Origin of the sequence: Winogradskyella schleiferi (assembly GCF_013394655.1) — a bacterium.
Taxonomy (GTDB): Bacteria; Bacteroidota; Bacteroidia; order Flavobacteriales; family Flavobacteriaceae; genus Winogradskyella; species Winogradskyella schleiferi.
Map to the genome: position 1 here is coordinate 37,465 of NZ_CP053351.1, position 22,219 is coordinate 59,683.

21 protein-coding genes are annotated in these 22,219 nt (G+C 34.7%); 12 read left to right on the plus strand and 9 right to left on the minus strand.

The annotated features are described in order from the left end of the window. The first annotated feature begins 39 nt into the window (after positions 1-39). A complete protein-coding gene (locus tag HM990_RS00170; RefSeq protein ID WP_178987024.1) occupies positions 40-1,902 on the plus strand; it encodes a SulP family inorganic anion transporter in 1,863 nt (620 codons plus the stop codon). Positions 1,903-1,908: 6 nt separating this feature from the next. After that, positions 1,909-2,535 carry a carbonic anhydrase gene (locus tag HM990_RS00175; RefSeq protein ID WP_178987025.1) on the plus strand — a complete coding sequence of 209 codons (627 nt, stop codon included), beginning with the start codon at positions 1,909-1,911 and terminating at the stop codon, positions 2,533-2,535. Positions 2,536-2,641: 106 nt separating this feature from the next. Here the strand turns inward: HM990_RS00175 and HM990_RS00180 are convergent, their stop codons facing one another. Further along, complete coding sequence (locus tag HM990_RS00180; RefSeq protein WP_178987026.1) at positions 2,642-3,157, minus strand: CvpA family protein; 516 nt, start codon at positions 3,155-3,157, stop codon at positions 2,642-2,644. Between the two features lie 240 nt (positions 3,158-3,397). On the opposite strand from HM990_RS00180, the gene HM990_RS00185 reads away from it, so the two are divergent. The 4 genes from HM990_RS00185 to HM990_RS00200 all read left to right on the plus strand — a co-directional run bounded on the left by HM990_RS00185 (position 3,398) and on the right by HM990_RS00200 (position 5,772). Then, complete coding sequence (locus tag HM990_RS00185; RefSeq protein ID WP_178987027.1) at positions 3,398-3,754, plus strand: hypothetical protein; 357 nt, start codon at positions 3,398-3,400, stop codon at positions 3,752-3,754. Positions 3,755-3,823: 69 nt separating this feature from the next. Beyond that, positions 3,824-4,843 carry a phenylalanine--tRNA ligase subunit alpha gene (gene pheS, locus HM990_RS00190; protein ID WP_178987028.1) on the plus strand — a complete coding sequence of 340 codons (1,020 nt, stop codon included), beginning with the start codon at positions 3,824-3,826 and terminating at the stop codon, positions 4,841-4,843. 131 nt (positions 4,844-4,974) lie between these two features. Beyond that, positions 4,975-5,283, plus strand: a complete 309-nt coding sequence (locus HM990_RS00195; RefSeq protein WP_178987029.1) for a GIY-YIG nuclease family protein — start codon at positions 4,975-4,977, stop codon at positions 5,281-5,283. 93 nt (positions 5,284-5,376) lie between these two features. Next, a complete protein-coding gene (locus HM990_RS00200) occupies positions 5,377-5,772 on the plus strand; it encodes a hypothetical protein (protein WP_178987030.1) in 396 nt (131 codons plus the stop codon). Between the two features lie 368 nt (positions 5,773-6,140). Here HM990_RS00200 and HM990_RS00205 read toward each other — a convergent pair whose 3' ends face one another. Continuing rightward, positions 6,141-7,142, minus strand: coding sequence for an NAD(P)H-dependent glycerol-3-phosphate dehydrogenase (locus HM990_RS00205; RefSeq protein WP_178987031.1), 1,002 nt, complete (start codon positions 7,140-7,142; stop codon positions 6,141-6,143). 348 nt (positions 7,143-7,490) lie between these two features. On the opposite strand from HM990_RS00205, the gene HM990_RS00210 reads away from it, so the two are divergent. Both HM990_RS00210 and lysM read left to right on the plus strand, forming a co-directional pair. Then, a complete protein-coding gene (locus HM990_RS00210) occupies positions 7,491-8,441 on the plus strand; it encodes a nicotinic acid mononucleotide adenyltransferase (protein ID WP_178987032.1) in 951 nt (316 codons plus the stop codon). Positions 8,442-8,882: 441 nt separating this feature from the next. Then, entirely contained in the window at positions 8,883-9,401 is a 519-nt protein-coding gene (lysM, locus tag HM990_RS00215) for a peptidoglycan-binding protein LysM (RefSeq protein WP_178987033.1), read from the plus strand. Between the two features lie 83 nt (positions 9,402-9,484). Here lysM and HM990_RS00220 read toward each other — a convergent pair whose 3' ends face one another. The 3 genes from HM990_RS00220 to mfd are packed head-to-tail and all read right to left on the minus strand — an operon-like array spanning position 9,485 to position 15,057. Further along, entirely contained in the window at positions 9,485-10,786 is a 1,302-nt protein-coding gene (locus HM990_RS00220) for a TlpA family protein disulfide reductase (RefSeq protein ID WP_178987034.1), read from the minus strand. A 52-nt stretch (positions 10,787-10,838) separates the two neighbouring features. Then, on the minus strand, positions 10,839-11,705 hold the full coding sequence (locus tag HM990_RS00225) for a DMT family transporter (RefSeq protein ID WP_178987035.1): 867 nt from the start codon (positions 11,703-11,705) through the stop codon (positions 10,839-10,841). Then, positions 11,698-15,057 (minus strand): transcription-repair coupling factor, encoded by a 3,360-nt coding sequence (gene mfd, locus HM990_RS00230; RefSeq protein ID WP_178987036.1) that lies wholly within the window; start codon positions 15,055-15,057, stop codon positions 11,698-11,700. Before mfd ends, HM990_RS00225 begins: the two co-directional genes overlap by 8 nt. A gap of 162 nt (positions 15,058-15,219) precedes the next feature. Between mfd and HM990_RS00235 the strand changes: the two genes are divergently transcribed. Next, entirely contained in the window at positions 15,220-15,651 is a 432-nt protein-coding gene (locus tag HM990_RS00235; RefSeq protein ID WP_178987037.1) for a TerB family tellurite resistance protein, read from the plus strand. A 72-nt stretch (positions 15,652-15,723) separates the two neighbouring features. On the opposite strand, the gene fbp is transcribed toward HM990_RS00235, so the two are convergent. Then, on the minus strand, positions 15,724-16,734 hold the full coding sequence (gene fbp, locus HM990_RS00240; protein WP_178987038.1) for a class 1 fructose-bisphosphatase: 1,011 nt from the start codon (positions 16,732-16,734) through the stop codon (positions 15,724-15,726). 128 nt (positions 16,735-16,862) lie between these two features. Between fbp and HM990_RS00245 the strand changes: the two genes are divergently transcribed. From HM990_RS00245 to HM990_RS00255, 3 genes are read left to right on the plus strand one after another with little or no spacing between them, the layout of a single operon-like run. Beyond that, positions 16,863-17,339, plus strand: coding sequence for a GNAT family N-acetyltransferase (locus HM990_RS00245; protein WP_178987039.1), 477 nt, complete (start codon positions 16,863-16,865; stop codon positions 17,337-17,339). Further along, entirely contained in the window at positions 17,339-18,589 is a 1,251-nt protein-coding gene (locus tag HM990_RS00250; protein WP_178987040.1) for an aspartate kinase, read from the plus strand. Before HM990_RS00245 ends, HM990_RS00250 begins: the two co-directional genes overlap by 1 nt. A gap of 19 nt (positions 18,590-18,608) precedes the next feature. After that, positions 18,609-20,441, plus strand: coding sequence for a GNAT family N-acyltransferase (locus HM990_RS00255; protein ID WP_178987041.1), 1,833 nt, complete (start codon positions 18,609-18,611; stop codon positions 20,439-20,441). Between the two features lie 52 nt (positions 20,442-20,493). On the opposite strand, the gene HM990_RS00260 is transcribed toward HM990_RS00255, so the two are convergent. The 3 genes from HM990_RS00260 to HM990_RS00270 form a co-directional block, all read right to left on the minus strand. After that, positions 20,494-20,973 (minus strand): YtxH domain-containing protein, encoded by a 480-nt coding sequence (locus tag HM990_RS00260; protein WP_178987042.1) that lies wholly within the window; start codon positions 20,971-20,973, stop codon positions 20,494-20,496. Positions 20,974-21,189: 216 nt separating this feature from the next. After that, positions 21,190-21,576: a VOC family protein gene (locus HM990_RS00265; protein ID WP_178987043.1), complete on the minus strand. Its 387-nt coding sequence runs from the start codon at positions 21,574-21,576 to the stop codon at positions 21,190-21,192. Positions 21,577-21,756: 180 nt separating this feature from the next. Further along, on the minus strand, positions 21,757-22,212 hold the full coding sequence (locus HM990_RS00270; protein ID WP_178987044.1) for a DUF1801 domain-containing protein: 456 nt from the start codon (positions 22,210-22,212) through the stop codon (positions 21,757-21,759). Positions 22,213-22,219 lie beyond the last annotated feature (7 nt).

Here is a 22,219-nt window from a genome sequence, read left to right on the forward strand (position 1 = left end):
TATCTAAGAATATTAGTTTAATTTAGGGGAAAATACAAAATGAAGGACTTTTTCAAACATATTAAAGGCGATGCTTTTGGTGGAATTACAGCAGGTATTGTAGCATTACCTTTAGCACTGGCTTTCGGTGTTTCTTCAGGTTTAGGACCAAGTGCGGGTTTATATGGCGCTATATTCATAAGTTTCTTTGCGGCATTATTTGGTGGTACCAATACACAAATATCTGGTCCAACCGCACCAATGACCGCTGTAAGTATGGTCGTCATTGCTGGTATAATTGCGGCAAATGATGGTAGTGTAGAAAAAGCGCTTCCAGCAATATTAACCGTATTTTTATTGGCAGGTTTTATACAAATAGGACTTGGAGCCATTGGTTTAGGTAAATATATTCGATATATTCCTTATCCCGTTGTTTCTGGTTTTATGACCGCCATTGGCGTTATTATCTTGGTCACACAAATTTTACCTGCAGTTGGTTATTATCCTAAAGAAGATGTTGATTTAGTCAGTCAGTTTAAGCCACAGGCAGAAGAATTAATTTTAGAGAATATTTTAAAGGAGGAAGCCGGAGAAGGTATTCTCGTACTAGAAGATTTTGAAGAAACTATTAGACGTGCCCAGCTCACAACCGAAGATGATATTGGAAAAGAATCCCAGACGTTGGCAAAGTCCGCAAGTTCGGGTGTTTTAGGGACGATTAAAGTATTGCCAAGAGCTTTAAAAAACATCAATTGGTTAGAGCTCATTTTAGCGCTATCGACGATATTCATAGTTTATGGTTTTAAACGCATCACTACTAAAATACCAAGTGCTTTGGTGGCATTGATTGTAGTCTCTGGTGTAGCTTACGGGTTCGGATTGGATTATAGACCTATTGAGGAAATCCCAACAGGATTGCCAGTACCTCGTATGGAAATTTTTACAAGCTTCAGTCTAGCATCTATAACACCTTATATTTTTACAGCGATTACTTTGGCATTATTAGGTGCTATTGATTCACTATTAACTAGTGTGGTTGCCGATAATATGACCAAAACCAAGCACAAGCCTAACAAGGAATTGGTTGGTCAAGGAATTGGTAATAGTATTGGTGCGATATTCGGAGGTATTCCTGGAGCAGGAGCAACTATTCGTACGGTTGTTAACATCAATTCTGGTGGAAAAACAAGATTGTCAGGGATGATTGCAGGCGTTTTATTGCTTGTCATTCTTTTGGCTTTAGGCCCTGTAGCATCTGAGATTCCTGCCGCAGTATTAGCGGGAATTTTGATTACGGTAGGAATTGGAGTGATGGATTATAAGGGGTTAAAGGCGATTCCTTCACTACCAAAAGACATTAGCTTCGGGCCGATTAAACTGAGCTCAGAAGTATTGATAATGCTGGTTGTTTTGGTATTATCTACATTCTGGAATTTAGTTTATGCGGTAGGTATCGGATTGGTTATTGCCTCATTGATGTTCATGAAAAAAATAGGGGATTTAACGGCAGAACGCTCAGATGTAAAATCATTAAAGGAAGAATCGTGGGCAGATGAAGGTGGTTTTCCTTCAAATTTAAGAGAAGAAGTTTTTATAAAACATGTTAAGGGGCCTTTATTCTTTGGTTCTACTAGCGATTTTCAAGCCTTAACGTTGCAAATTCCTAAAACAGCACAAATAGTTATTCTAAGGTTAGGACGCATGCAGTATATGGATCAATCAGGTCTTTATGCCATGGAAGATATGCTTCAAGAATTGAAAAAGGATAATATACAAGTATTGTTTGTAGGGCTCTTAAAACAACCGCGTTACATGATGGAGCGAATTGATATCATTCCAGACTTTATTCCTAATGAACATATTTTTAAAGATTTTAAAACCTGTCTGCAATGGGTTAGGTCTAACGTGAAAGATGTAAATTAGTCTATTATGGATATAGAAAATGTCTTTAAGAATAACAATAAATGGATTAAAGACAAATTAGCTGTCGATGCCAATTATTTTGAAGAATTAGGAAAAGGACAAAACCCTGAGTTGTTATTTATCGGTTGTTCCGATAGTAGAGTAACGGCTGAAGAATTAATGGGAATGGGACCTGGAGAAGTTTTTGTACATCGTAACATTGCTAATATGGTTTCTGGTATTGATTTAAATGCCATGTCTGTAGTGGAATATGCGGTATCGCATTTACAAGTGAATCATGTAGTCGTTTGTGGCCATTATGCATGTGGAGGTGTAAAGGCAGCCATGCAATCTGCAGATTTAGGTGTGTTGAACGGCTGGTTACGCAACATTAGGGATGTCTATAGAATTCATCGAGATGAATTAAATGCGATTCAGGATGAAGAAAAAAAGTACGATCGTCTGGTTGAATTGAATGTAAAAGAGCAATGTGTTAATTTAATAAAAACAGCAGCTATACAAAAAGCCTTTAGAGCTAGAGGATTAAAAGTTCATGGTTGGGTATTCGATGTACACACCGGAAAACTCATTGATTTAAAAATAGACTTTGAAAAATATCTAAAGAATATTATGGAAATCTATCATTTAGATTAAATTTCAGTTTTTTTTGACTTGCAAGGTTTTTCGTTGGCTGTGGGACCGCGACGTCAAAACGCTGTGTTTTTTTCTGAAAAAGTGCCTTTTGTACAAAATATATTATTTAAGCCTCCTTCTCCCTAATCAAAGGTTCATCTTCACTCTTAATCAAATTTGGAAAAATCATAGGCGCTAAAGATTTTACGGGCTTATAAAGCATGCTTTCTTCTAAATCTTCTTTTTCCATAAAAGGCAAGGTATTGTTCATTTTATGAAAAACAATTAATATAACACTTAAAATCAATCCTATTTTAAGTGCACCAAAAACACCGCCTGCGAGTTTATTTATGATACCCAATGCCGCAAAATCGGCAAGTTTAGTCAATGCTTTTCCTGCTAAACCAATAGCAAGAACAATAACAACAAAAGTGATGGCAAAAGCGACGATGTTGATGGTTTTTTCGTTCCAATCCACTTTAGATTCCAAAAAACCCGAAGTAAAATAACTAAAATGAATAGCACCATAAACACCTAAAACTAAAGCAACAAGTGAAGCTACTTCGACAAACAGCCCTTTGAATAAGCCTCTAATAAAGCCAAATAACAACAAGGCAGCTAAAATAATATCAATAATACTCATACAACTAGTGGTTTAGGCAAAAGTAAACGAATTTTGTCATTTTTATATCATAACGTAAATGAAGCTGCTTTAGTTTCTTAACTTTGAAAACTTAAAAGTAATTCGATTTTGAAGTTGAAAATTAATTTGAAATCGTGACTATTGAACATTAAATTTATAAAACTAAAGTTGATGAACATGATGATGAAAAGCAAACTAATGTCAATCTTGAACTTTGAACCCAACACCTTGAATTAAAAAATGTCTAGAGACGAACAATTAAAAGAACGCTGGGATTTGGTGGTAGAAAAACTCTCTAACCAATTTGCGGATGGTGATAAATTAGATTTAGATTCTATAATATACCTCATTGGTGTGCAAGAGCTCGGACAATTTCATCGTGAATTCAAAAAAGACCACAAATTAGATTTAATGCACATTGCGATTTGTAAAGTTTTAGAACCTTATGGGTTTTACGAATTCGATTTTGTAGATGATGAAGGTTGGCCGCATTATAAAGTGTTGGAACAATTACCACATCTAAAAGCTGGTGAGCAAAGCGTGTTGATGAAAGAGGCTATTGTAAACTATTTTGTGGAGACTGAATATATCGATTAGTTTTCAACTTCACTCAGCTACCATAACTCACAAAAAAAAACTAAATTTGCCGATTCAATAGATGTTTTCATGATAGACAAGATAAAAGAACTCATAGCAGAAGCAGAAGCTTTTAAAGCAGAATCCAAGGAAGAGGTGGAAGCCTTTAGAATAAAATACTTAGGTTCAAAAGGGGTGTTGAAAGAGTTTTATGGCGAATTAAAAAACGTTGCGAATGATCAAAAACGAGAATTCGGGCAAATAATTAATGAGCTTAAAAATACAGCAGAAGCTAAAGTCAATACCTTAAAAGAGGCTTTAGAAAGTCAAGAAGAAGACAAAGGTATTTATGGCGATTTGTCGCGTCCAGGAGAACCGATTGCCATTGGAGCACGCCATCCTATTTCTATTGTCAAAAATGAAATCATCGATATATTTTCGCGTATTGGATTTAACGTAAGTGAAGGTCCTGAAATTGAGGACGATTGGCACAACTTTACAGCATTGAATTTGCCAGAATACCATCCTGCAAGAGATATGCAGGATACGTTTTTTATTCAAACCAATCCAGATATTTTATTACGTACACATACCAGTTCGGTACAAGTGCGTTACATGGAAAACAATAAACCACCTATCAGAACTATTTCGCCAGGTCGTGTGTATAGAAATGAAGCGATTTCTGCACGTTCGCACTGTTTCTTCCATCAAGTGGAAGGTCTTTACATTGATAAAGATGTTAGTTTTGCAGATTTAAAACAAACACTTCAATATTTTACTACTGAAATGTTCGGGAAATCCAAAATTAGATTGCGTCCATCGTACTTCCCGTTTACGGAACCAAGCGCTGAGGTCGATGTATATTGGGGACTGGAAACTGAAACCGATTATAAAATCACTAAAGGAACCGGTTGGTTAGAGATTATGGGTTGCGGAATGGTAGATCCTAATGTTTTGGAAAACTGCGGCATTGATTCTAAGGAATATTCTGGTTTTGCTTTCGGAATGGGAATTGATCGTATTGCAATGCTATTGAACCAGATTAGTGATATCCGTTTGTTGAGTGAGAATGATGTACGGTTTTTGGAGCAGTTTAAATCGGCTTTATAAGCTTTTGTCATTCTGGACATTTCATTAAGTGCCCTTTTTGAATTTTATCATTCCAGGTTATCTGTGTGTGAGATGGATTGAGGTTTTTGTCATTTCGAGCTTGCCGAGAAATCTAATAGAACTTAAATATTTTGTCAAAAGTTAATGCAGCACATAATTATTACGTATATAATATAACCAATAAAAACAAAACGGTACTTTATATAGGTGTTACCAATAATTTAGCTGACAGACTTTTCTACCACAATAATCCAGAAGCGCATTCCAAATCTTTTTCTCATAAGTATAAATGCAAACATCTTATATATTGTGAACATTTCTCGAATGTAGAATCAGCTATTGATAGGGAAAAACAGTTGAAAAAGTGGAACAGAACGAAGAAAGAATTCTTGATTAATTTAAAGAATCCAAATTGCGATTTTCTTAATAGTACAATTTGAGATTTCTCGGCAAGCTCGAAATGACAAAATGCAGTGAATCCTATAATAAAATTTAATATTTAAGGGATTCATTATCGAAATTTAAATAAATACATGAAAAAAGACATAAAAATCCCAGAAGTCAAAAACGTTCACGTTGCAGTTGTAAAAGAAGAACATTTAGAATACAAAACCCAAGACTGGAACGCCTATATCATAAATAATAGTGATAAGGATTTAGAAACAATACTTATTGTTTCCCAAGGGTATTCAGACAAAAAAATGACACCACCAATGCGACATACCCTTGCAAAATTACCAGCACGTAGCTATGCCAAAATTGAATACCTACAAGACAAGGTTTTAGAACTGAATAACGAGTTTAAGATTACGTTTTTTGAAGGCAACCAGATGTATGATAAATCGTATTTGTTTAGAAAAAATACTATTAATGACAAAGCTTTACAGACTATTCCTTTAATGCAGTTGAAGGGTGTTTTGGTGAAGTAATCAATTCCTGCGAAGGCAGGAATCTCTGTGTCGAGAATCAATTAAGTCCTTTATTGACTAAAGTTTTTATTTTCTTCCATAACTAATCACATTTTTACGTTCGATTGGCAAGCTGTTAAAATTGAATCCGTTGCTAGTTATGAGATTTCCACGTTCTTCGTATTCGCAATTACAGTAATTTGCTTCTTAAAAACTATTACGCAGAGATTCACGAATAATTCACAGAGATTCATGGAGAAAAAAAAGTTGATATTGATTTAAAGGATTTTCAATGATTAGTGCGCACGCTTTACGCCTTCGCTACCGAAAGCTTTCGGTATTGGGAGAAATCTTCCAACTTCGTGCTTCAAACTTCAAACTTTCCACTTCTAATCCAACTTATCCACCAACTTCTGAAACACCTTTTTCGGATTTTTATTTTCATAAAGAATGGCGTAAACCGCATTAATTATAGGAAGTTGCGTTTTCTTCTTGTTCTTTTTATTCAGTTCGTGCGCACTTTTTGTGGCATAATACCCTTCGGCAATCATGTTCATTTCCATTTGTGCAGATTTTACGGTGTAGCCTTTTCCAATCATGTTTCCGAACATTCGGTTACGTGAAAAAACGGAATATCCAGTGACTAATAAATCGCCCAAATAAGCTGAGTTATTAATGTTACGTTTCATCTTGTGCATCTTTTTGATAAAACGTTTCATTTCTCGGATACCATTACTCATCAATACACTCTGAAAATTATCGCCATACCCCAAACCATGAGCAATTCCGGCCGCAATGGCGTAAATGTTTTTTAACATTACAGCATATTCAATACCAATGATGTCATCGCTAGTTTTGGTTTTGATGTAATCGCTGGCTAAATTATCTGCGATAGCTTGTGCTTTCTTAATATCGTCACAAGCAATGGTAAGGTAAGACAAACGTTCTAAAGCCACTTCTTCAGCATGGCACGGACCAGCAATAACGGCAATATTTTCAAAGGGGACATTATAGTCATCATGAAAATGCTCACCAACCAATTTTCCTGTTTCTGGCATAATGCCTTTTACCGCTGAAACTATGGTTTTTTTACTAATGTCTGTGGTTAGCTTTTCTAATTCAGCATGTATAAAAGCCGACGGAATCACAAAAATGAGAACATCTGCCCAATCCGCTATCTCGTTGATATCATTGCTGAGTTTTAATTGTTCCGTATGAAACTCCACCGAACTTAAATAACTAGGATTGTGTTGCTCTTTTAAAAGATGCTCTTTAGTATAAACACTACGCATATACCAACCCACTTGGTCCAAATTTTCGCAAAGCATTTTTACGATGGCAGTTGCCCAACTTCCGGCTCCAAAGACTGCGTATTTTGTGGTAGTACTCATAGATTTTATATCAATTTTGTATTTCAAAAATAAGGAAAGTTTTAATGAAAGGCTAATGCAAATTAGTGTGTGTTTTTCTATATAGCATAAAAAAATATTCGCAATAGCGAAAGTTTTCGGTAGCAAAGCAGGAATTTAAAATTAATTTACAGAGATACACAAAGATTACAAAGAGTTTGCACAGCGAATCGCAATGAGGTTCGAATCTAATTACTCTAATTATTTTTTACGTCATGTCGCAAAGCTTTGTGTAATGCTCTTTGCGGCTTCGAGTGAAAAAAAATGGGAAATGTTTTTTGGCACACGTTTTGAAACTGCACTAAGTAATAAGCTTTAAACCGTTAGATTATGAAAAATTTAAAATTACTATTAGGATTTGCATTTATCGCAACGTTATTCACGTCTTGTTATGTAGAGGAAACTCATTATGTAGACGAACCACCAATGTCGTTAAATCAGTTATTGAATTCTTATGATCTATGGTATGTGGATATCAATTCGACACAAGGTTATGGTGAAACTCCATTTTTACAGATTGCCTTTACCGTGTCATTCGATAATGGTCGTATGTATGCCAACAATAATCTGGTTGGTTTTGGAAGTCAAGGTAATGGTTATGGTGTAGAAATTGGAAATTATGATGCTTATGATATGATATTGGATGTCGATCACATTATTGATGGTTTTGATAGTTTTGATGTTTATCAAGTAGATAATAATACGATTGAATTATATAATCCTTTTAATGACACGTCTTATTTTTTGGAAGGTTACCAGCGTTCCAACTTTGATTATGACTTTATTTTCTATGATAATATTCATTATTTCTTACAAGAATATGAAGCTTGGGAAAAAACATATACTAGTAATTTTGGTGCCTTAAATGATTTTGATAACGAGAATTATATTCAGTTTTTATCTGGAGGGAATGACGATACCTTTAGAAGTTCTCAAGATGAAAATATATACAATACCAATAACATCTATTGGGATTTCACAGGTAGTTATGGCGTAGGCGATGTTTCAGGAAATATGTATCTAAAAACATTAACATTAGATTATGATTTCTTCGACAATGAATTCTTTGAACTCAGCGTTATTAATGATAGTACTTTAGAGTTGTTACACGCAAATTCTGGCACGGTTTATGAATTTAAAGGTAGAGGATACATTCAGTATTACAGAAATGCAAATACAGATGGTCAATCAGCTAAACAGTCTGAAGAACCTAAAAAGCGTAAGCAAAAAACAAAGAAAGTAGAAAATACTAGAGAAAATAAAAGAAACATTCAAGAATAAACTTGAATCATACGATAGATTTAAATTTGGATGTTCCATGTGACCATTAAAAGTCAATATAGTTGATACACATGAAACTAAATTTTGGTTGGTTATTTAGTTTCAAAACGCTCAGATAAAACACTTGTTTTACTGGGCGTTTTTTATTAGTGAAACTCTATTTTGAGAAGTTCGCGGGACACACTAAAAATAGTAAGTTGAACTAATCCCGCTTTTTCAGCGGAATCTAAGGTTTAATACTTCGGAGCGTGCTTTGGAAATTTAAAAGTCATTTTTTAGTAAATACCACGAGTATATGTATTTGACGTGTTTTAAAAAATAGAATTATTTTACCCGAAACGAAGCTATTATAAATTCTATAGCTTATAAAAATTGGAATTGCAAAAGATTTTCATCAACTTTACAAGAGCGGTAATTTTTAAAATTTAAAATAAATATATTATGGGATTAATTTCATTTATTAAAAACGCCGGAGCTAAAGTATTCGGCATAGGAAAAACAACTGAAGAAGAAGCAGCGGAAGCTAGAGCCAAAGCAAAAGTAGCCGATGAAAAAGCAGCAACCGAAGAATTAAGAGCCGAAAAAATGGCTGCCATGAATTTAGTAAATATAATTAACGATTTACAATTACATGTTGAAGACCTTTCCGTATTGGTCGATGACGATATAGCTAAAATTTCTGGTAAGGCACAAGACCAAGCCACTAAAGAAAAAGTGGTATTAGTGGTAGGTAATACAGCAGGCATCGCGACAGTAGATGACCAAATGACGGTTGAGAACCCTGAGCCAGAAGCACAGTTTCATACCGTTGTAAGTGGCGACACTTTAGGTAAAATAGCAAAGAAATATTATGGAAACGCCATGAAGTATCCTGAAATTTTTGAAGCCAATAAACCAATGCTTTCTGATCCTGATAAAATCTATCCAGGACAGGTGCTACGTATTCCGCACTTGGATTAAGTACTGTATTCTAAATAAATAAAAACCAGCAAAAGAGAATTTTGCTGGTTTTTAATTTTATAATAATTGGCAAAATTAAAGAATTACAAACCCTTCAAAATAACCTCCAAATCCTCAAAATCATAAGGCTTTGCAATAATAATTTTGGAAGCATCCAAAAGAAAATACATTGGCGTAGCTGAAATGCCATAGGTTTTCACCGTTGGGTTATCCCATTTATTTAAACCAATCTTATGAATAAAACTGGGATAGTTTTTAATTTCTTTTTTCCAATTATCGTCATCCTCCTCTAATCCAAAAGCAACGACTTTTAAATTTGGTTTGTCGGCAACCATGTCTCTCACTTTTGGCAATTCTTCTAAACAATGACTGCAGTTACTACTCCAAAAAATAAGTAAGTAATTCTCAGCACCTTCTAATTGTTGTAAGCTCGTTTTTTCGTCATTTAAAGTGATGTCAAAATTTGGTGCTTTAGATCCAATCGACGTATTTTTAAAAGAAATTACCATATCACGTAACACCAAGTTTTTGGTTTTGTTCGCTAGTTCCAATAAATAGTTATCAGTAATATAATTGGCCATTTCATGGTTTTCTAAGGCTACAAAACGTTGCCAAAGCAATTGCAATAAACTGGTTTTTATGATAGAGTCGTCCTCACTAATCGCATTAGCAACATCATCTACATGTGATTTATAGGTTGTATTGGATGGGTTTTCAACCATATTGAAAACATAAGCGGTCACACGATCTATCAAAAACGATGAGCTTTGTAGCAGGTAATCACTAAAGTCAACCTCACTTAAATAGTGTGCTTTGAGATGTTTTGAATACGTTGAAAGAGCTTCATACTCTGAAGGAATATAAGGTTTATTGGCTTTAATAAAGTTAGAAACTAATTTGCCTTCAGCCAATTCTTCATAACCTGTTTGTGTATCTTTTAAAGTTTTGAATATAGCTTCAAAGCCTTTTTGGTCAGCATTGTCTTGCGTATAATAATTGCTTATGGTTTGGTTCACCATATCCATACTTTTTAGGTACGAATTCCAGAGTTTATTCTCGTCCGATTCCGTGAAATTGACGCCATTTTCTTGACTGAAATTAAAAGCAACTGTTTCTTCTCCATCGTAGATGAAGTCGAAATTATTTTCTTCAGGTGGAATCGCGTAAACAATTTTATAGATACCAGCTGTCACAGAAGAGTCTAATTGAATTTCAAAATTCCCAAGACTATCCAACTGTCCTTTATTCACATAAGTGGCACTTTCAGGAGTTGCTCTATACAAAAATGCATAAGTGTAATCTTCTGCAGGCGAAAATGTTCCTTTTACGCTTTGGGCGAAAGAAACAAGTGGAAATACAAATAAGAGGAAAATTATTTTCTTCATGTTACAGGATGTTTTTTATATTGAATAACGTCAATAATTAAGCCATTTTGAACTATTTCATTTTATTGGATCGGATACTTTCAATTACAACCGTTCCTAATATTAAAGCACCACCAACAAAGGTATGTATTGTTGGTATTTCATTCAAGAAAAAAAATGCCATTATAATTCCGAATACAGGTTGTGTGCTTCCAATAATTCCAGCCGTACTGGCTTTAAAGTATTTTAAGCTATTTACAAACATAGTATGTCCAATGGCTGTAGTTATTAAAGCTAGTAAAATAATATAAGGATACTGTGTCGTAATGTTAGACGTATCCATAAAATATAAAAGAGGTGCTAAGATTATGCTAAGGATTGCCACTTGGTAGAACATAAGCATCGTACCATTATAATTTGCCACATGTCCTTTAAGAATTAATATTCTTACCGAATAAAGCACTGCTGAAAGTACGCCGAACAAAAGCCCTTGTAATTGGCCGCTTTTTAAATCAAAATCAGGAGCTAAAATATAAATGCCAACAAGCACCATGAGTCCTAAAACAATGTGCATAGGATCAAATTTTGTTTTAGAAAACAAAGGTTCTAAAAGCGCAATAATAACAGGAAATGTAAAAACGGAAAGCATACCAATAGCTACGTTAGCTAATTTTAAGGCGTAGAAATAGGTGATCCAATGGCCTCCCATAAATACAGCGGCAATGAAAAACGTCCAACGATCTTTACCGCTTATTATTTTGAGATTAATGCCTTTGTAAAGACAGAAAATTAATAGGAAAATTGCAGCTAAAGCTGATCGCCACCAAATGATGATTGGTGTTGGCATGTCTATAAATTTTCCTAAAACACCAGAGGTACTAATAAATAAGGTTGCTACAACGAGCAACAAGAGATGATTTAAATGACTTTTTTCATTCATTTATCTTAGATAATTCAGCAAGCGCTTGTTTGGTGGATTTAATATGCTCAAACGTAAGTAATAACCGCAAGCCTTTTCGGGTTTGTTTCTCTTTCATTTTGCATTTTCCAGCATTCATTTGTACAAATTGTAACACTTTGGTAAACGCATCACTTTGATAAAATCCGCTTTGTTGATCTTGAACAAAATAACCAATCATTTTGCCGTGTTTCATAATCAGTTTTTCAATGCCCATTTTTGTGGCGATCCATTTAAGGCGAACGCTATCCAGTAAATCGGAAACCTGTGTTGGTAATTCGCCAAAACGGTCAATGATTTCAGTTTCAAACTTAGCAAGTTCTTCTTCAGTTTTAATTTCGTTTAATTTAGTATAAAGGTTAAGACGTTCTGTAATGTTATTGATATAATCGTCTGGGAATAACAGTTCAAAATCGGTATCGATGGTAATATCTTTGACGTATTTTTTCGGCTTGCCATCATCTTTGTATAAATCTGAAAATTCAGTTTCCTTCAATTCATCTATTGCTTCATTTAAAATTTTCTGATAAGTATCAAAGCCGATATCATTAATAAACCCACTTTGTTCGCCGCCCAATAAATCTCCTGCACCACGAATTTCTAAATCTTTCATGGCAATATTAAATCCGCTGCCGAGCTCTGTAAATTGTTCCAATGCCGAAATACGTTTTCGGGCATCTGTCGTCATGGCAGAATACTCTGGCGTAATAAAATAACAAAAGGCTTTTTTATTGCTACGACCAACACGGCCACGCATTTGGTGCAAATCGCTCAATCCAAAATTATTGGCATTATTGATAAAAATAGTATTCGCATTGGGTACATCCAATCCACTTTCCACAATCGTTGTACTTACCAAAACATCAAATTCGCCATTCATAAAAGCGAGCATTAAATTTTCTAGTTTTTTGCCATCGAGTTGGCCATGACCAATGCCAATTTTAGCATCTGGAACCAAGCGCTGGATCATACCAGCCACTTCTTTGATATTTTCAATACGATTATGGATAAAAAAGACTTGGCCTCCACGTTGAATTTCATAACTCACAGCATCCCTTATGGTTTCTTCTCCAAAACGAATCACATGACTTTCAATCGGATATCTGTTGGGTGGAGGCGTGGTAATCACAGATAAATCCCGTGCAGCCATTAAACTAAACTGAAGGGTTCTTGGAATTGGAGTTGCTGTTAGCGTTAAAACATCAACATTTTCCTTTATGGTTTTCAACTTCTCTTTTACGGCAACACCAAATTTTTGTTCTTCGTCAACAATTAGCAACCCTAAATCTTTAAACTTTACGTTTTTGTTGGCGAGTTGATGCGTGCCAATAATAATATCGACACTTCCTTTTTCTAATCCTTCCAACGTTTCCCGTTTTTCCTTGGCTGTTCTAAATCGGTTGACATAATCTACAGTTACCGGAAAATCCTTCAATCGTTCCGTGAATGTTCTATAATGCTGATAGGCTAAAATCGTTGTTGGTACCAAAACGGCCACTTGCTTGCCATTATCAACCGCTTTAAAAGCGGCTCTTATAGCAACTTCGGTTTTCCCAAAACCTACATCTCCACATATCAATCGATCCATTGGGCGCTCACTTTCCATATCTGCTTTGATATCTGCCGTGGAAGTGATTTGGTCTGGTGTATCCTCATAGATAAAAGAGGCTTCGAGCTCCAATTGCATATGGCTATCTGGCGCATATTGAAAGCCTTTTTTAAGTTTTCGCTTTGCATAAAGTTTTATAAGGTTGAAAGCGATTTCTTTAACTTTAGACTTTGTTTTTTGCTTTAGGGTTTTCCAAGCTTTGCTTCCCAGTTTGTAAACTGTTGGTGGTTTGCCATCCTTGCCGTTAAACTTGGTGATTTTATGTAAGGAGTGAATGCTGAGGTACAAAATATCACGTTCGCCATAGACCAATTTTATCGCCTCTTGTTTTTTACCTTCAACATCTATTTTTTGAAGTCCACCAAACTTTCCAATACCATGATCAATATGCGTGACGTAATCTCCAATTTCAAGATTTGTCAATTCTTTTAGCGTAATGGCTTGCTTTTTCGCATAACCATTTTTAAGGTGGAACTTATGATAACGATCAAAAATCTGATGGTCGGTATAAACCGCGATGTTGTGATCTTTATCTATAAAGCCTTGATATAACGAAAGTACAACTGTTTTATAATGAATTTCTTCTTGCTCAGCATCGTCAAAAATATCATGAAAACGTTTGGCTTGCTGTTCGCTTACACAGGCGATGTAATTGGTAATTCCGTTAGCGTGGTTTGCATTCAAATTTTCAATAAGCAAGTTGAATTGTTTGTTGAATGCTGGTTGTGGCTTGGTGTAAAAAGCAATAAGTTGTTTTGCAAAATAAGCCTCATTCCCAAATTCTACTAGAGGATACTCTAAAAACTCTCGTTTCAATACTTCTGAATTACAGAATAATTCTTCTGGTGATGCGTGTTTAACTTCGCTCGATAAATTTTTGAAAGCGTCTTCAGCCTTACCATAAAAATCATCAATTCTTGAGAATACGAGCGATGCATTCTTAGAAAAAATAACCGTTTTGTTCGAGATGTATTTTAAAAAACTTTCACGCTGTTCGGCAATTAGTTTATTAGCCACATTTGGTATAATGCTGACTTTTTTAATCCGTTCTGTTGAGAGTTGTGTTTCTACATCAAAGGTTCTGATGCTATCGACTTCGTCTCCAAAAAACTCGATGCGATAAGGTTCATCATGCGAAAAAGAAAACACATCTACTATACCACCTCTAACTGAGAAATCGCCAGGTTCTGTGACGAAATCGACGCGTTTAAATTTGTATTCAAACAACACTTCGTTTACAAAATCGATACTCAGCTCATTTCCAACAGAAATCTTTAAGGTATTCTTTTCGAGTTCCTTCTTCGTGACTACTTTTTCAAAAAGAGCCTCAGGATAAGTCACGATAATACACGGTTTCTTGCGCGAATTAATACGATTTAAAACTTCGGCACGTAAAAGTACGTTGGCATTGTTGGTTTCCTCAATTTGGTAAGGTCTTCTGTAACTTCCTGGATAGAACAACACATCTTTATCATTGATGAGTTGCTCAAGATCATTAAGATAAAAAGCGGCTTCCTCTTTATCATCAAAAACAACTAAAAATGGTTTGTCTGCTGTCTTAAAAGCCTCAGAAACTACAATAGAGAAGGAAGATCCAACCAGACCTTTGAGATGTGTTTTCTTGCCTTGAGCGGAGTCGAAAGGTTCATTTTGGGCAATAGCAGTGTGCAGATTTTGCAACTGCAAAGTCTGTGCGAAAGTTTGGGCAATAGATACTTTACTCAAGTTTCTTTATTTGAAGGTGCAAAAGTACATGATTTTATTCATTTGAATATTTAAAAAAAATCAAATGAATAAAATTTTTGAAGCGTTGCATACGGATAAATTCTATGAAAGGATTTATATTTGTTCAGAATTAATAATCAGAGATTAAAAACAAAAACATATATGTCATTTTCAAATTTATTTGATAGCGGATTCAAAAGACGTAATGAAGATCATTTTGCGTCCATAGTTAGAGTTGCTATGAGTGATGGTGTAATTACCGATAATGAAAAAGCGTTTTTAGAACGTTTAGCAACACGCTTGGATATTTCAGATCACGATTTCAAAGAAATATTAAAGAATTACAATAAGCATCCCGTTAATGCTCCACATTCTTATGATAATCGCTTAGAGCGTTTGTACGACTTAGCTCGTATGGTTTGGGCAGATGATATTGAAGGACCAAATCAGCATTGGTTATTGGAAAAACTTTGTGTTGGCTTAGGATTCCACTCTCAAAACGTAAAATATATTGCAGATAAAGCCTTAGCACTGGCCTATGATAAAGTAGATGCCGATACATTTATTGAAGAAATGAAAAATATGAATAAGTAGTTTACTGCACTTAAATAAAACGGAAAAAGCAACCTATTTAGGTTGCTTTTTTTATTAGTAATGAGCCTGTTTTTAACCTTTATTATCACGCATAAACTCTTCCGCCTTTTCCACCATCTTTTTACTGCCGCAAATGAAAGGTGCGCGTTCGTGCAATTCGGTAGGCACTATATCCATTATTCTGGTGTATCCATCACTGGCTTTACCATTGGCTTGCTCAGCCAAAAAAGCCATAGGATTACATTCGTACAACAAACGCAGTTTTCCATTGGAATTCTTAGAACTTTTAGGATACATATAAATACCGCCTTTAATCATGTTTCTATGAAAATCCGAAACTAAGGATCCAATATATCGCGATGTATAAGGTCTGTCGCCTTCCTCTTCTTGGCAATATTTAATATATTTTTTAATGCCTACGGGAAAGTGAATATAATTACCTTCATTAACCGAATAGATGTTGCCATTTTCTGGGAATTGCATATTCGGATGCGATAAATAGAACGTACCGATTGCTGGATTTAAAGTAAAGCCATTAACACCATCTCCTGTGGTATAAACCAACATCGTTGAAGTGCCATAAACCACATAACCAGCGGCAACTTGTTGACTTCCTTTCTGTAAAAAATCTTCAAGTGTTACAGGTGTACCTACAGGAGTCACACGTCTGTAAATTGAAAAAATGGTTCCTACAGATACATTTACATCAATGTTAGATGAGCCATCCAATGGGTCAATTAAAACTACATATTTATTCTGATGATTTTCATCTTGACTATTAATAGCCACAAAATCATCTTCCTCTTCACTTGCTATACCACAAACAATATTTCTCTTGGTCATGGTTTGGATGAATTTCTCGTTGGCATAAACATCCAATTTTTGCTGATCTTCACCTTGAATATTAGTATCTCCTGCAGCACCAATAATATCCACTAAGCCAGCTTTGTTGACTTCGTGATTGACGACTTTTGCAGCTAAACGAATGGAATTGATGAGTCTGGAAAGTTCTCCAGAGGAATATTTAAACGAGGTTTGATTTTCAATTATAAATTCCCCTAAGGTCTGATTTCTTTTGGACATGAAGTATTTTATTGATTAGTAGCATACAAATATCGTATTTTTTAACAAACTATAACGTTTTCGTAGCGTAAATTAATTGTTAGGTCAATGGAGTTAGGTTATATTTGAATATTCTATTTAAATAACCAATGAACCAACCAAGATTAGCCAACAAACTAGATATGCCAAGGGTTTTAGAACTCATTCAAGAACTGGCAACCTTCGAAAAAGAATCTGATGCCGTAGAAATAAGCGTTTCTGATTTAGAAAATGATGGTTTTGGCAGCAAGCCAAAATTCACCTGTTTTGTTTTAGAAGTAGATAGCATCATTGAAGGTATCGCTCTAGTGTATCCAAGATATTCCACTTGGAAAGGCGAAGTTTTACATTTAGAAGATCTTATTGTCAGTGCAAAATACCGAGGTAAAGGCTTAGGAACAGAGCTACTGGATACGGTCATCAAACACGCCAAATCATTAGGTGTAAAACGCGTAAGTTGGGAAGTTTTGGATTGGAATGAACCAGCGATAAAATTTTATGAAAGCAAAGGCGCAAATGTGATGCGCGACTGGAATGTAGTACAATTGGATGAAAATGGAATTGTTAATTATATAAACCAATTATAATGCGCGTTTATAAATTTGGTGGCGCATCGGTAAAAGATGCAAATGGTGTGAAAAACTTAGCAAAAGTTTTGCAATCTACAGGTTACGATAACACATTGGTTGTGATTTCCGCCATGGGAAAAACAACGAACAGAATGGAATTGGTTATCAAAAATTATTTTGAAAACAAGGAAGAATTACCAAGTGCTATTCACGAAGTCATTAAATACCATAACGCTATTTTAGTCGAATTGTTTGAACATAAAAGGCATCAAGTTTTTGCGGATATAAAAACACTTTTTGATGAATTGAACGCCTTTTTTAAAAGCAACAAATCTCCAGATTATAACTATGTCTATGATCAGACTATTGGTTTTGGAGAATTAATCTCCACCACCATAATCAGCCATTATCTCAATGAAATTGGTTTGAAAAATAAGTGGGTCGATGTTAGGGAGTTTATAAAAACAGATAATTATTACAGAAATTCTAATGTAAATTGGGAAGCAACGCAAGCGAATATTTCTGCTAATTTAGATACCAATATCTTGAATATTACACAGGGATTTTTAGGAAGTGATGCCAATAATTTTACCACAACATTGGGCAGGGAAGGTAGTGATTATACAGCGGCAATTTTTGCCTATTGTTTAAATGCCAATAGCGTAACGATTTGGAAAGATGTTCCAGGGGTTTTAAATGCAGATCCACGTTACTTTGAAAATGCTCAGTTATTACATCAAATTTCTTACAGAGAAGCTATTGAGTTAGCATTTTATGGTGCTTCCGTCATTCATCCTAAAACGCTTCAACCCTTACAAAGAAAGGAAATCCCTTTATATGTGAAATCGTTTTTGAATCCAGAAGAAGCAGGTACTCGTGTAAGCAAAGGAAAAGCCTTGGAGCCAGAAATCCCTTGTTTTATTGTTAAGAAAAATCAGATTTTAATTTCGTTGTCATCATTAGATTTTTCATACATTATGGAAGAAAATATCAGTGATATTTTTAGCTTGTTGCACTTGTATAAAATGAAGGTGGATGTCATTCAAAATTCAGCGATTAGTTTTTCTGTGTGCATCGATAATTTATATGATAATTTAGAAAAATTACTGCAACATTTAAAAGCAAAATTCAAGGTGACCTGTCATGAAAATGTCAGTTTATACACTATTAGACATTATAATGATAGTGCTATACAAGAGCTTGAAAAAGATAAAAGCTTATTATTGAAGCAATTAACACAGGGAACGGTACAAATTGTAACTAAATAAACTTTACTACATTTGTTTTATGGGTAAATCGTCTGAAACTGGTTTGGTAACCGCAAAAGAAGTCGCGAAGGCAATTAATGCTGATAAGTATGGCTTTTTGGGTACTTTTTTTGGCTGGACATTAATGAAAGTGCTTAAGATAACGACCTTAAACAAAATGTACCAAAAAAGGAAACATCTTCCTGGCCCAGAATTCTTAGATACCATTTTGGATGATTTTCAGATTAAGTTCGAAATTCCAGAAGAAGACATGAAACGTCTGCCTAAAGAAGGGCCTTACATCACTATTTCAAATCATCCGCTTGGTGGAATTGATGGTGTGCTATTGTTGAAATTAATGTTAGAACAACGTAGTGATTTTAAGATTATCGCTAATTTTTTATTGCATCGTATTGAACCTATAAAACCCTATATCATGCCCGTAAACCCTTTTGAAGAACGAAAGGATGTTAAAAGTAATATTACGGGTTTTAAGAATGCCATTATGCATTTAAGGGAAGGGCATCCCTTAGGTGTATTTCCGGCAGGAGAGGTTTCTACTTATAGAGATGGAAAATTGATGGTTGACAAAGAGTGGGAAGCAGCCGCAATGAAATTGATTCAGAAAGCTGAAGTGCCTGTTGTGCCTATTTATTTTCATGCTAAAAATAGTCGCTTATTTTATAGACTTTCCAAAGTCAACGATACATTGAGAACGGCAAAACTGCCTTCAGAATTATTGACACAAAAGCGACGTGTGATTAAAGTGAGAGTAGGTAAGGCCATTTCTTTAAAAGACCAAAATGAACATCCAAGTCTTAAAGAGTTTTCAGAATTTTTGAGACGAAAAACCTATATGTTGTCTAACACTTTTGAAGACAAACCTAAGATTTTAGATAATATTCAATCCCAATTAAAAGTGGCAAAAATGCCTAAACGCATTGTGACGCCAATAGCGCCAAAAATTATGATTGCTGAGTTGGACAAGCTTAGGGTAAGTGACTTCAGGCTTTTGGAAAGTAAAAATTACGAAGTGTTTTTAGCACCACCAAAACACATTCCAAATATCTTGAGGGAAATAGGAAGACTTAGGGAAATCACTTTTAGGGAAGTAGGAGAAGGGACGAATGAAGCTATTGATTTGGATAAATTTGATACGTATTACCATCATATGTTTTTATGGGATAATGAAAAAAATGTCATTGCAGGCGCTTATAGGATGGGTATAGGTTCGCAAATTTTTGAACGTTTTGGTATCAATGGATTTTATTTACAGGATTTGTTTCGTTTTGAGCCTGAATTACATAAAATGATGAGCCAATCCATAGAAATGGGCCGTGCGTTTATCATAAAGGAATACCAACAAAAACCAATGCCTTTATTTCTACTTTGGAAAGGTATTGTGCACACCACTTTGCGTTATCCAGAACACAAATATTTAATTGGAGGCGTCAGTATAAGCAATCAGTTTTCTAACTTTTCTAAAAGTTTGATGATTGAGTTTATGAAATCCCATTATTATGATCCTTATGTGGCGCAATATGTACATCCAAAAAAGGAATTCAAGGTAAAACTTAAAGATGCCGATAAAGAATTTGTCTTTGATGAAACTGAAGCTGATTTAAACAAATTTGACAAGATAATTGATGAGGTAGAACCAGGCGCATTACGACTGCCTGTTTTGCTTAAAAAGTATATTAAACAAAATGCTAAACTCGTAGCATTTAACGTGGATCCGTTATTTAATAATGCGGTTGATGGTTTAATGTATATTAAAATTGCGGACTTACCAGAAAGTACGGTTAGGCCTGTAATGGAAGAATTTCAGGCAGAATTGGAACGTAAGTTTATGGATAATAATGATGATAAATAAAACATCAAAATCAATAAAAAACCCAAAAAATTAATTTTGGGTTTTGATATGTTTATAAAGCTTTGAACCAGTCTTGGAACTGTTTGCCAAGTAAAAAAGTTGGTTTCATCTCGCCACCAAGTGCAGCAATTAAGCTCATAATCCAAGCTACGATTAATACCAGACCCACAATAAAACCTATAATAGGAATCCAGCCTAAAGCTATACCAATAAGACAGAGTCCAAGCATCTGTCTTATATAAAAAGAACCAAACTCGGTTTTGTTACTGCTATTCATTACAAGAGCAATAATCCATCCAATAATAGTAATGTGAGCAATGATGGCTACGTTTTTACCATCACTGAATACTTCTTTGGCGTCGTTGCTAAAATCATCAGCCGCTTTTTTAGCATCACGACTAAAGTCTTTAGCATCGTCTGAAAATTCATTTGCTTTTTGGCTAATTTTATCACCAGCCTTTCTTGCGCTATCCTTGGCATCGTCTAACATATCGTTAAGATCGTCGCCTAAATCTTTAGTATCATCTGACATTTTATTAGTTTTTGGTTAGACTATAAAGTTAGTAAAATATTGTTAACCAGCTTATTTAGTTTTATTGTAAATTTTTACGAATCAACACCTTATCGAAACAATATAATTGTATCACCTAAACAATAATAATTAGAATAAAACATCTGTTAATCACCTTTGAAAATAGAAAAATTTAGCTTAAGCTTCAAGACATAATAAGAGGTCTAACCATCAATTTTATTGAAAAGCACTATCTATAGGTTCCCAAAGTTCTATCTTATTACCATCGTTATCAAGTATCCAACCAAATTTACCATAATCGTATTCTTCCATATCTCCTACAATGGTTACACCTTCTTCTTTCAAGGTTGCCAGCAATTCCTTGAGGTTTTCAACTCTATAGTTAAACATAAAGTCTTTTTTAGAAGGCTCGAAATATTTGGTCTCTCCGGCAAACGGACTCCATTGGGTAGAGGAATCGTTTCCTTCTTTGTCTTTCCACCAAAAGGTGCAACCATAATTGTCCGTATTAAATCCTAAATGTTTTTTATACCAATCTTTTGCTGCTTTTGGGTCTTTGGTTTTAAAGAATAACCCACCAATTCCTGTGACTCTTTTTTTCATTAAAATTTTATTTTTGTTCCCTTGAAAAAGGGAATCTGTTCATTTAATTTTGCGGTATTTATTTTCTAATCCAATTAACTGAAATTTAAGAAATAACACCCCTAAAGTCCCCTCAAGTGGACAATCTTAAATTCAACTGTAGAGTTGTTCTTATTAAAGCTTTTTCAAATTGTGTTTCTATTATTTCTTAATAGCATTTTCATAAATGTCAATCCACTCTTCCACGGACATTTTTCCCATTAATTCTTTGATTAAATCATAAGGAATATCATCCATTTTTTTAAATCGCACACAACTTTTCCCCATGTCTAACTTGTATTTACAGTGCTTTGGGTATTCGGCAACAAACCAATCGTGCAATTCTTTTTTTGCGTACATACCAGAATGATAAAGGGCGATAAAGTTTTTTTGAGATGCTAGATTTATAAAAGGCAAAGGTGGAAACGGTTTACAATGATAACCATCTGGATAAATGGATTTAGGAACATAGTAAGCTAGCATTCCGTAACCCATTCCAGCTTCTAGACCTTTAGGCATGTGTTTTTTAATGAGATCATTTAATTTGATTATTGGTGCCTTTCTCTCTTCGGGAAGTTGTGCAATATAGTCCTCTGGTGTTGTTGCTTCTGATGTCATTGTTATA

Coding starts and splice junctions, on each gene's coding strand:
- HM990_RS00170 (WP_178987024.1), top strand. CDS start 40: ATGAAGGACTTTTTCAAACATATTAAAGGCGATGCTTTTGGTGGAATT.
- HM990_RS00175 (WP_178987025.1), top strand. CDS start 1,909: ATGGATATAGAAAATGTCTTTAAGAATAACAATAAATGGATTAAAGAC.
- HM990_RS00180 (WP_178987026.1), bottom strand. CDS start 3,157: ATGAGTATTATTGATATTATTTTAGCTGCCTTGTTGTTATTTGGCTTT.
- HM990_RS00185 (WP_178987027.1), top strand. CDS start 3,398: ATGTCTAGAGACGAACAATTAAAAGAACGCTGGGATTTGGTGGTAGAA.
- pheS (WP_178987028.1), top strand. CDS start 3,824: ATGATAGACAAGATAAAAGAACTCATAGCAGAAGCAGAAGCTTTTAAA.
- HM990_RS00200 (WP_178987030.1), top strand. CDS start 5,377: ATGAAAAAAGACATAAAAATCCCAGAAGTCAAAAACGTTCACGTTGCA.
- HM990_RS00205 (WP_178987031.1), bottom strand. CDS start 7,142: ATGAGTACTACCACAAAATACGCAGTCTTTGGAGCCGGAAGTTGGGCA.
- HM990_RS00210 (WP_178987032.1), top strand. CDS start 7,491: ATGAAAAATTTAAAATTACTATTAGGATTTGCATTTATCGCAACGTTA.
- lysM (WP_178987033.1), top strand. CDS start 8,883: ATGGGATTAATTTCATTTATTAAAAACGCCGGAGCTAAAGTATTCGGC.
- HM990_RS00220 (WP_178987034.1), bottom strand. CDS start 10,786: ATGAAGAAAATAATTTTCCTCTTATTTGTATTTCCACTTGTTTCTTTC.
- HM990_RS00225 (WP_178987035.1), bottom strand. CDS start 11,705: ATGAATGAAAAAAGTCATTTAAATCATCTCTTGTTGCTCGTTGTAGCA.
- HM990_RS00235 (WP_178987037.1), top strand. CDS start 15,220: ATGTCATTTTCAAATTTATTTGATAGCGGATTCAAAAGACGTAATGAA.
- fbp (WP_178987038.1), bottom strand. CDS start 16,734: ATGTCCAAAAGAAATCAGACCTTAGGGGAATTTATAATTGAAAATCAA.
- HM990_RS00245 (WP_178987039.1), top strand. CDS start 16,863: ATGAACCAACCAAGATTAGCCAACAAACTAGATATGCCAAGGGTTTTA.
- HM990_RS00250 (WP_178987040.1), top strand. CDS start 17,339: ATGCGCGTTTATAAATTTGGTGGCGCATCGGTAAAAGATGCAAATGGT.
- HM990_RS00255 (WP_178987041.1), top strand. CDS start 18,609: ATGGGTAAATCGTCTGAAACTGGTTTGGTAACCGCAAAAGAAGTCGCG.
- HM990_RS00260 (WP_178987042.1), bottom strand. CDS start 20,973: ATGTCAGATGATACTAAAGATTTAGGCGACGATCTTAACGATATGTTA.
- HM990_RS00265 (WP_178987043.1), bottom strand. CDS start 21,576: ATGAAAAAAAGAGTCACAGGAATTGGTGGGTTATTCTTTAAAACCAAA.
- HM990_RS00270 (WP_178987044.1), bottom strand. CDS start 22,212: ATGACATCAGAAGCAACAACACCAGAGGACTATATTGCACAACTTCCC.